The 8658-nt window shown below is 69.2% G+C and carries 7 protein-coding genes; 3 read left to right on the forward strand and 4 right to left on the reverse strand.

Features of this window, described 5'->3' with window-relative positions; genetic code table 11:
• Nucleotides 1-2 precede the first annotated feature (2 nt).
• Entirely contained in the window at nucleotides 3-1040 is a 1038-nt protein-coding gene (gene leuB, locus ACIQ3R_RS11615; protein WP_397418633.1) for a 3-isopropylmalate dehydrogenase, read from the forward strand.
• 87 nt (nucleotides 1041-1127) lie between these two features.
• Nucleotides 1128-1484, forward strand: coding sequence for a hypothetical protein (locus ACIQ3R_RS11620; RefSeq protein WP_397418635.1), 357 nt, complete (start codon nucleotides 1128-1130; stop codon nucleotides 1482-1484).
• A 7-nt stretch (nucleotides 1485-1491) separates the two neighbouring features.
• Here ACIQ3R_RS11620 and ACIQ3R_RS11625 read toward each other — a convergent pair whose 3' ends face one another.
• Complete coding sequence (locus ACIQ3R_RS11625) at nucleotides 1492-3279, reverse strand: ABC transporter ATP-binding protein (protein WP_397418637.1); 1788 nt, start codon at nucleotides 3277-3279, stop codon at nucleotides 1492-1494.
• A gap of 401 nt (nucleotides 3280-3680) precedes the next feature.
• Between ACIQ3R_RS11625 and ubiA the strand changes: the two genes are divergently transcribed.
• Nucleotides 3681-4613, forward strand: a complete 933-nt coding sequence (ubiA, locus tag ACIQ3R_RS11630) for a 4-hydroxybenzoate octaprenyltransferase (RefSeq protein WP_397418639.1) — start codon at nucleotides 3681-3683, stop codon at nucleotides 4611-4613.
• 16 nt (nucleotides 4614-4629) lie between these two features.
• On the opposite strand, the gene ACIQ3R_RS11635 is transcribed toward ubiA, so the two are convergent.
• Genes ACIQ3R_RS11635 through carB form a run of 3 tightly spaced genes read right to left on the reverse strand, consistent with a single transcriptional unit; the run spans nucleotide 4630 to nucleotide 8515 of the window.
• Nucleotides 4630-4932, reverse strand: a complete 303-nt coding sequence (locus ACIQ3R_RS11635; protein WP_397418641.1) for a CcdB family protein — start codon at nucleotides 4930-4932, stop codon at nucleotides 4630-4632.
• A complete protein-coding gene (locus ACIQ3R_RS11640) occupies nucleotides 4933-5172 on the reverse strand; it encodes a type II toxin-antitoxin system CcdA family antitoxin (protein ID WP_397418643.1) in 240 nt (79 codons plus the stop codon). It abuts the gene before it with no gap.
• A gap of 52 nt (nucleotides 5173-5224) precedes the next feature.
• Complete coding sequence (gene carB, locus ACIQ3R_RS11645; protein WP_397418645.1) at nucleotides 5225-8515, reverse strand: carbamoyl-phosphate synthase large subunit; 3291 nt, start codon at nucleotides 8513-8515, stop codon at nucleotides 5225-5227.
• Between the last annotated feature and the right edge of the window lie 143 nt (nucleotides 8516-8658).

Here is an 8658-nt window from a genome sequence, read left to right on the forward strand (position 1 = left end):
TCCTGCCCGGCGACGGTATCGGCCCGGAAGTGATCGCCCAGGTGCGCCGGGTGGCTGCCGCGCTGACTCCCGATCTGGTGCTCGATGAACGCCTCTTCGGCGGCGCCAGCTACGACGCCCATGGGGTCCCGCTCACCGACGAGACCCTGGCCGCCGCCAAGGCGTCGAAGGCGGTGCTGATGGGCGCCGTCGGTGGACCTCAATGGGCGTCGGCGCCGCGCGACAAGCGGCCGGAGGCGGGCCTTCTCGCCCTGCGCGCCGGCATGAATGTGTTCGCCAACCTGCGCCCCGCGCTCTGCTTCGAGCCGCTTGCCGACGCCTCCAGCCTCAAGCGCGAGCTGGTCGAAGGGCTCGACATGATGATCGTCCGAGAGCTCACCGGCGGGGTCTATTTCGGCTCGCCGCGCTACATCGAGGACCTGCCGGGCGGCGGCCGTCGCGCGGTGGACACCCAGGTTTACACCACCGCCGAGATCGAACGGGTGAGCCGCGTCGCCTTCGAACTGGCGCGGGGTCGCCGCAACAAGGTTGCGAGCGCCGAGAAGTCCAACGTCATGGATTCCGGCCTGCTCTGGCGCGAGGTCGTCACGGACCTGCACAAACGCGAATACGCCGACGTCGAACTCACCCACATCCTGGCCGACAACGCCGCCATGCAGATCGTGCGCGCGCCCAAGCAGTTCGACGTGCTGCTGACCGACAACCTGTTCGGCGACATCCTCTCGGACGCGGCAGCCCAGCTGACCGGCTCGCTCGGAATGCTGCCCTCGGCGGCGCTCGGCGTGGCGGGAACGCCTGGTCTCTATGAGCCGATCCACGGCTCGGCGCCCGATATTGCGGGACAGGGCGTGGCCAATCCACTGGCCGCAATCCTCTCGTTCGAGATGGCGCTGCGCTGGTCGCTGGACCGCACGGCCGACGCGGATCGCCTGTTCGCCGCGGTCAACGCCGCGCTGGAAGGCGGCGCCCGAACCCGCGACCTCGGGGGGGCGCTCACCACCGTCCAGATGGGCGATGCGGTGCTGACCGCGCTGCGCTGACGCCCCGCCTCCAATCTTTCAGGCTTGCAACCTGAAGGGGCGTAGCAAGGTAGGCTCCCGTTAAGGCGGAGGGGTTAGTCTTGGCCCATGGCTGAATCACCGCCATCCGACGCCGCAGGCGACCTGCAGGTCCTGACGCTGGCCGAAGCGCTGATCGGCGCCATGGACGATGGATTCGACCCGGACGCCCTCGACGCGCTGCGGACGGTGGCCGGGAGCTTTTCCGGCGCGCCCGACAGCGCCCCGGGCGCCGTGACCGCCAGCCTCTCCGACCTCATCGGCGCGCTGCTCAGGTCCGGCCGCGGCGACCGCGAGGCGCTCGCCGTCCATGTCCGCGCCTGGCGCCTCATGCTCACCGCCGCCCCCGGACCGGCCGGCGAGGCCGCCCTGCTGGAGGGCCTCGCCGCCGTTCGCGGGCTCTACGCGACGCCGAAGGCGGCCTGAGCCCGGCTCAGACCGCCCCCTCCGTCACCGCGTGCAGCCGGGCGTAGGCCCCGCCGCGCGCCACCAGTTCGGCGTGGCGACCTTCCTCGACGATCCGGCCCTGGTCGAACACCAGGATGCGGTCCGCCCCGCGGATGGTCGACAGGCGGTGGGCGATGACGATGGTGGTTCGCCCCACCATCAGCGCCTCCATCGCCGCCTGCACCTCACGCTCGGTCTCGACGTCGAGCGAGCTGGTCGCCTCGTCCAGCACCAGGATCGGCGCATCGGCCAGGAAGGCGCGCGCTATGGCCACCCGCTGGCGTTCGCCGCCCGAGAGCTTGACGCCCCGCTCGCCGACCAGCGTCGCATAGCCGAGCGGCAGCCGGGCGATGAACGCGTCGGCCCGCGCCCGCTTGGCCGCCAGCGCGATCTCCTCGTCCGTCGCGTCGGGCCGGGCGTAGCTGATGTTCTCGGCCAGCGTGCGGTGGAACAGCGCCGGGTCCTGCGGCACCACGGCGATGGCGCAACGCAGGGAGCCCTGATCAACCCCGGCGATATCCTGCCCGTCGATGCGGATCTGGCCACCTTGCACGTCGTAGAGGCGTTGGATCAGCTTGACGAAGGTCGACTTGCCCGAGCCCGTGGGCCCGACCAGCGCCACCCGCTCGCCCGGCGCGATCCGCAGCGAGAAGCCGTCGTAGAGCGGCTCGGCGGCGGACTTGTAGCGGAAGGTCACCGCATCGAAGACCACCTCGCCGAGGTCGGCCCGGAACGCCGGCGCGCCCGGCCGGTCGGGCACCTGAGGCGCGGTCTCCGCGTAGCGGGCCACGTCCTCGATGTCGTCCATCCCCTTCTGCGCCATGCGGATGTTCTCGCCGATGTTGCGCAGATAGCCGGCCATCAGCATGAACGCCGTCACCGCGAAGGCGATGTCGCCGACGCTGGCGCGCCCGGCCATCCACTCCCGCAGCAACAGCCCGGTCAGGCCCGCCTGCAGGGCCACCAGGATCAGGTTGTGCAGCAGCCACAGGTCCGTGAAGCGGTTCCAGGTCCGGATGGTGGCCCGGCGCCACATCTCGGTGATGCCGCCGATGCGCGCCGCCTCGCGGGGTTCCGCGCCGAAGGTCTTCACCGTGGCGTTGGACGAGATCGAATCCGCCAGCGCCCCGCCGATGCGTGAGTCCAGGGCGACCGAACGCAGGTTGGCCGGCCGCGCCCACAACGCGGTCAGGTAGATGTTGGAGATGACGTAGAGGATCGACACCGCCGTGGCGAACAGCCCCACGACCGGCCAGCGCGTCAGCATCATCACGCACAACCCGCCCAGCACCAGCAGGGCCGGCCCGAACCAGATCAGCACCGCGTCGGTGACCGTGTCATAGCCCCACATGGCCCGGCTCAGCCGCCGCACGGTCGCGCCGGCGAAGGTGTCGGCGTGCCAGTCCGAGGAGAAGCTCTGCACGCGGCGGAACCCGTCGTCGGTCATGTCCTTCATGTTGTTGGCCGAGAACGGCGTCAGGAACCGCATGGCGGTGTTGCGGATCACCGAAAAGCCCAGATAGACGCCGACGAACACCGCCCAGGCGGCCCAGGCGGGGTCGGCGTTGTCAGGCCCTGCGGCCACGGCGTCCACCAGCCGCCCTGCAGCCCAAGGCAGCATCAGGTCGAAGCCGACCGCGATCAGGGTCAGCACGATGGTGCCCGCCATCAGCCAGGGACGGCGACGCCAGTAGGTCGCGATGAAGCCCAGCACCTTGCGGTTGGAGAGCTGGCGCTCCCGGGTCTCTTCCTCGTCTTCGTAGTGGTCGGTCATGGGAGTACTCGAATGCGGAGCGGCGGACCGGGGCTCTGAGGCGAGCGCGCGCGGGTCCGACGCAGGAATGGGTCTTGGGATGAAGTCGGGCGTCACGCCGGAGGGCGTTGGCGGTCCCGTCTTGGGGGGCAGGCGGAGCGCACGCGGGATCGCTTCGCGTCGGCGCGAGCCGAAGGGCGAAGCGGATCGGGCGAGTTACAGGTGCGGCGGCGGCGGCCCGAGACGCGTGCGAAGGGTCGGAATTGCAAACACTGCCATGCTGACCCTCCTGCTTGAGCCTCTGAGGACTGCAAGGCTAGGCAGGGCCGCTGGGCGGGTCAAGCTGGGCCCTTCGGCGATCCGCTCGCACAAGGATGGACGCGGCATTTCGGCCACACCCTGTGATCTGATAGGCCTTGCCCATGACCGCCTCCGCGCCCCTCCCCGACGCCGCGCCGACCAACTGGGTGGACCGGTTCGCGCCCGCGCGCCTGCGGCCGTGGCTCAAGCTCGGGCGGTTTGACCGGCCGGCGGGGATCTGGCTCCTGATGCTGCCCGGCTGGCAGGGGATCGCGCTGGCGGGCGCAATGCAGGGCCGTCTGCCGGATCCCATCCTTTTGCTGTTGTTCTTCCTGGGCGCGGCGCTGATGCGGGCGGCCGGGTGCGCCTACAACGACATCGTCGACCGCGACCTCGACGCCAAGGTGGCCCGCACCGCCGCCCGGCCGGTGGCTTCGGGCCAGATCCGCGTGCGCCACGCCTGGGCGTTCGTGGTGGCGTGCAGCCTGGCGGCGCTGCTGATCCTGCTGGCGCTGCCGCCGCTCTGCTGGCTGCTGGGCGTGCTGTCGCTGGCCCTGGTCGCCGCCTATCCGTTCATGAAGCGCATCACCTGGTGGCCGCAGGCGTGGCTGGGGCTGACCTTCAACTGGGGCGCGCTGATGGGCTATGCGGCGATGGCTGGCGACCTCTCAAGCGCGGCGATCCTGCTCTACATCGCAGTCGTCTTCTGGACGCTGGGCTACGACACGATCTACGCGATCCAGGATCTGGAGGACGACGCCCTGGCCGGGGTGAAGTCATCGGCCCGCCGCCTCGGCGCGGGCGCGCCTCAAGCGGTTCTGGCGTTCTACGCGGTCGCGGCCGTGCTGCCCGCCGTCGCTGGCGTGCTGGCCGGTTTGGGGGCCGGATTCTATGTCGGCCTTTCGCTCTACGCCGCACACTTGCTGGCCTGGCAGGCCACGCGGGTCCGCACCGGGGATCCCGCCCTGGCGCTCAAGCTCTTCAAGTCAAACGTCTGGGCCGGCGCGGTCCTGTTCGTCGCCATTGTGGCGGGGGCCTTGCCGGTCTCCGGCTGATGACGACCACCTCCGGTCAGACGCCCTCGAACAACACGCCGAGCGCGCCGCTCACCTTGTAGGCCTCGGCGTCGCTCAGCATCCGGACGGGCTCGCGTCCCAATTCGCGAAGCGGGACGGCGGCCATCTGCAACGGCAGGAGCATCATCTCGCGGCCCTCGACCTCGAACGTCGGCATCAGCCGCGCCGGCTGGCGTCCCCGCAAGTCTGCGGCGCCGATAAGCGGCACGACCACGCGCGTGATGGTCGGGTTGAGCAAATCGGACTGGACGTCCACCACCAGCACGCCGTTCGCGAGCCTGTAGATCGCGTTCTTCATTCAGAACTGTCGGAACTCGGCCAGCAACAAGCCCTCGGTCTCGACCTTGGCGTTGTAGGCGTCGAAGAACGCCTGGTTCTCAGCCTGCCAGCGGCGCGCGCGCTCGGCGGCGACAGCCGCCTCTAGCCCGGCTTCGCAAACGCGCGACAGGTTGAGGCCCAGCGCCTTCGCCTCCTCGACCAGAGCCCCCGGAAGCGTCAGGTTCAGTCGCTGTCGGGCCGATATGCGCGCATCGCTCATGCGCATAATTTACCGCTGGACGTGCGCATTGCCAACGCTCGCTTGCGCCGGCCTACCCGTAGCTCTGCAGCGGCCTCACTTCGAGCGGCGCCTTGGCCAGTTCGGCGATGGCGCGGGCCGCTGCGAGCGCGGCCGGCGCCGTGGTGAAGTAGGGGATCTTCATCATCAGGGCCGATCGGCGGATCTCGAAACTGTCGAGCAGCGACTGCTTGCCCTCGGTGGTGTTGAAGACGAGCTGCACCCCGCCGTTCTTCATGGTGTCGACGATGTGCGGCCGGCCCTCCAGCACCTTCTTGACCACCTCCACCGTCAGCCCCTGCTCGCGGAGATAGGCGGCGGTTCCCGAGGTGGCGAGCACACGGAAGCCCTGCTCCAGCACCAGCCGCACCGCCTCGGCGATCCAGGCCTTGTCGTCGTCGCGCACGGAGACGAACAGGCAGCCCTTCGAGGGCAGCACCGTGCCGCCGCCCAGCTGGCTCTTGGCGAAGGCCCGCGCGAAGGCCGGTCCCGGCCCCTCGCCCGGGCGGATCCAGTCCAGCCCCATCACTTCGCCGGTCGAGCGCATCTCGGGGCCCAGCACCGTGTCGACCTTGGGGAACTTGGCGAAGGGGAACACCGCCTCCTTGACCGCCACATGGTCGAACACCTTGTCGACCAATCCGAACTCGGCGAGCGGCCGGCCGGCCATGATCTTGGCGGCGATCGCGGCGACGGGCCGCCCGATCGTCTTGGCGACGAACGGCACCGTGCGGCTGGCGCGCGGATTGACCTCCAGCACATAGATGCGCGGGCTCGCGCTGTGCGGTTCCTCGATGGCGAACTGCACGTTCATCAGGCCGCGCACTTCCAGCGCCCGGGCCATGGCCTCGGTCTGGCGCTTGAGCTCGGCGATGGTCTCAGGCGTGAGGGAGAACGGCGGCAGGGAGCAGGCCGAGTCGCCGGAATGCACGCCGGCTTCCTCGATGTGTTCCATCACGCCGGCCACGAACACGTTCCCGCCCGCGTCGCACAGCGCGTCGACATCCACTTCGGTGGCGCGGGAGAGGTACTGGTCGATCAGGACCGGGCTGTCACCCGAGACCTGAACGGCGGTGGTGATGTAGCGCTCCAGCTGCTCGTCGTCGCGGACGATCTCCATGGCGCGCCCGCCCAATACGTATGAGGGCCGGATCACCACCGGATAGCCGACCTGGTGGGCGGCCGCGAAAGCCTCGTCGCGGCTGCGAGCGATGGCGTTGACCGGCTGGGCGATCTTCAGCCGATGCAGCAGCTGCTGGAAGCGCTCACGGTCTTCGGCGAGGTCGATGGCGTCCGGGCTGGTGCCGAGGATGGGAATCCCCGCCGCCTCCAGCGGCTTGGCCAGCTTGAGCGGCGTCTGGCCGCCGAACTGCACGATCACCCCCAGCAGCTCGCCCGACGACCGCTCGGTCTCGATCAGCTCCAGAACGTCTTCCGCCGTCAGCGGCTCGAAATAGAGCCGGTCGGAGGTGTCGTAGTCGGTGGAGACCGTCTCCGGGTTGCAGTTCACCATGATCGACTCGACGCCGATCTCCGCCAGCGCATAGGCCGCATGCACACAGCAGTAGTCGAACTCGATGCCCTGGCCGATGCGGTTGGGGCCGCCGCCCAGGATGATCGCCTTCTTCCGTGAGGAAGGCTCGCTCTCGCAGTCCGGAACCTGGCCCAGCGCCCCGGTCTCATAGGTCGAATACATGTAGGGCGTATCGGCCCGGAACTCGCCGGCGCAGGTGTCGATACGCTTGTACACCGGCCGCACGCCCAGGCTCCGGCGATGCGCGCGGGTCTCGGCCTCCGTCGAGTGAATCAGCTTTGCCAGCCGAGCGTCGGAAAAGCCCATCGCCTTCAACCGCCGCATCCCGGCCGCGTCCGTCGGCAGCCCCTGGGCCCGCACCTGGGCCTCCGTCGCCACAAGGGTCTCAAGCTGGCGCAGGAACCAGGGCTCATAGGCGCAGGCCGCGTTGATCTCCTCAACCGACAGGCCATGGCGCAACGCCTGAGCAATCACCCGCAGGCGATCCGGCGTCGGCCGGGTCAGCGCCCGGCGCACCGCCTCGCGGCCGGTGACCGAATCCTCCGCGCCCTCGATGGCGATTTCGTCCAGGCCCGTGAGTCCCGTCTCCAGCCCCCGCAGCGCCTTCTGCAGGCTCTCGGCGAAGGTGCGGCCGATGGCCATGACCTCGCCCACCGACTTCATCTGGGTGGTCAGGTGCGGCTCGGCGCCCGGGAACTTCTCGAACGCAAAGCGGGGGATCTTGGTGACCACATAGTCGATCGAGGGCTCGAACGAGGCCGGCGTCGCGCCGGTGATGTCGTTCATCAGCTCGTCCAGCGTGTAGCCGACCGCCAGCCGCGCGGCGACCTTGGCGATGGGGAAGCCCGTGGCCTTGGATGCCAGCGCCGAGCTCCGCGACACGCGTGGGTTCATCTCGATCACAACCATGCGACCGTCGGCCGGGTTGATGGCGAACTGCACGTTCGACCCGCCGGTCTCCACGCCGATCTCGCGCAGAACCGCGATCGAGGCGGCGCGCATGCGCTGGTATTCCTTGTCGGTCAGCGTCAGGGCCGGGGCGACGGTGATCGAATCACCTGTGTGCACGCCCATCGGGTCGATGTTCTCGATCGAGCAGACGATGATGCAGTTGTCCGCCCGGTCGCGGACCACCTCCATCTCGTATTCCTTCCAGCCCAGCACGCTCTGTTCGATCAGCACCTCGGTGGTCGGCGAGAGGTCGAGGCCCCGCTCCACGATCTCGCGGAACTCCTCCACATTATAGGCGATGCCGCCGCCGGTGCCGGCGAGCGTGAACGAGGGCCGAATGATCGCCGGCAAGCCAACCACGTCGAGGCCCGCCAGCGCCTCGTCCATGGTGTGCGCCACGCGGCTGGTGGGGCTCTCCAGCCCGATCTTGTCCATGGCGTCGCGGAACTTCTGGCGATCCTCGGCCTTGTCGATCACGTCGGCCTTGGCGCCGATCATCTCTACGCCATAGCGGGCCAGCGCGCCCGAGGCCTCCAGCGCGAGCGCCGTGTTCAGCGCCGTCTGGCCGCCCATGGTGGGGAGAAGCGCATCCGGCCGCTCCTTGGCGATGATCTTCTCGACGATCTCGGGCGTGATCGGCTCAATGTAGGTGGCGTCGGCGACATCGGGATCGGTCATGATCGTCGCCGGATTCGAATTGACCAGAACGATCCGATAGCCCTCGGCCCGGAGCGCCTTGCAGGCCTGCACGCCGGAATAGTCGAACTCGCAAGCCTGGCCGATGATGATTGGCCCGGCGCCGATGATCAGGATCGATTTGATATCGGTGCGTTTGGGCATCTGGGTCTCGCGCAAGGAAGCGGCCGCGCTGCGGAGCGCGCCGACAACCGTCAGTCATGCAGGTTAAGCCGCCCGTTTAGTGACCCGGCCCCGTGGGCGCAAGGACTCGCGCAAGCTATCTCGGCGCCCGCTTGGCCAGGATG

The organism is Phenylobacterium sp., from assembly GCF_044371015.1.
Lineage (GTDB): Bacteria > Pseudomonadota > Alphaproteobacteria > Caulobacterales > Caulobacteraceae > Phenylobacterium.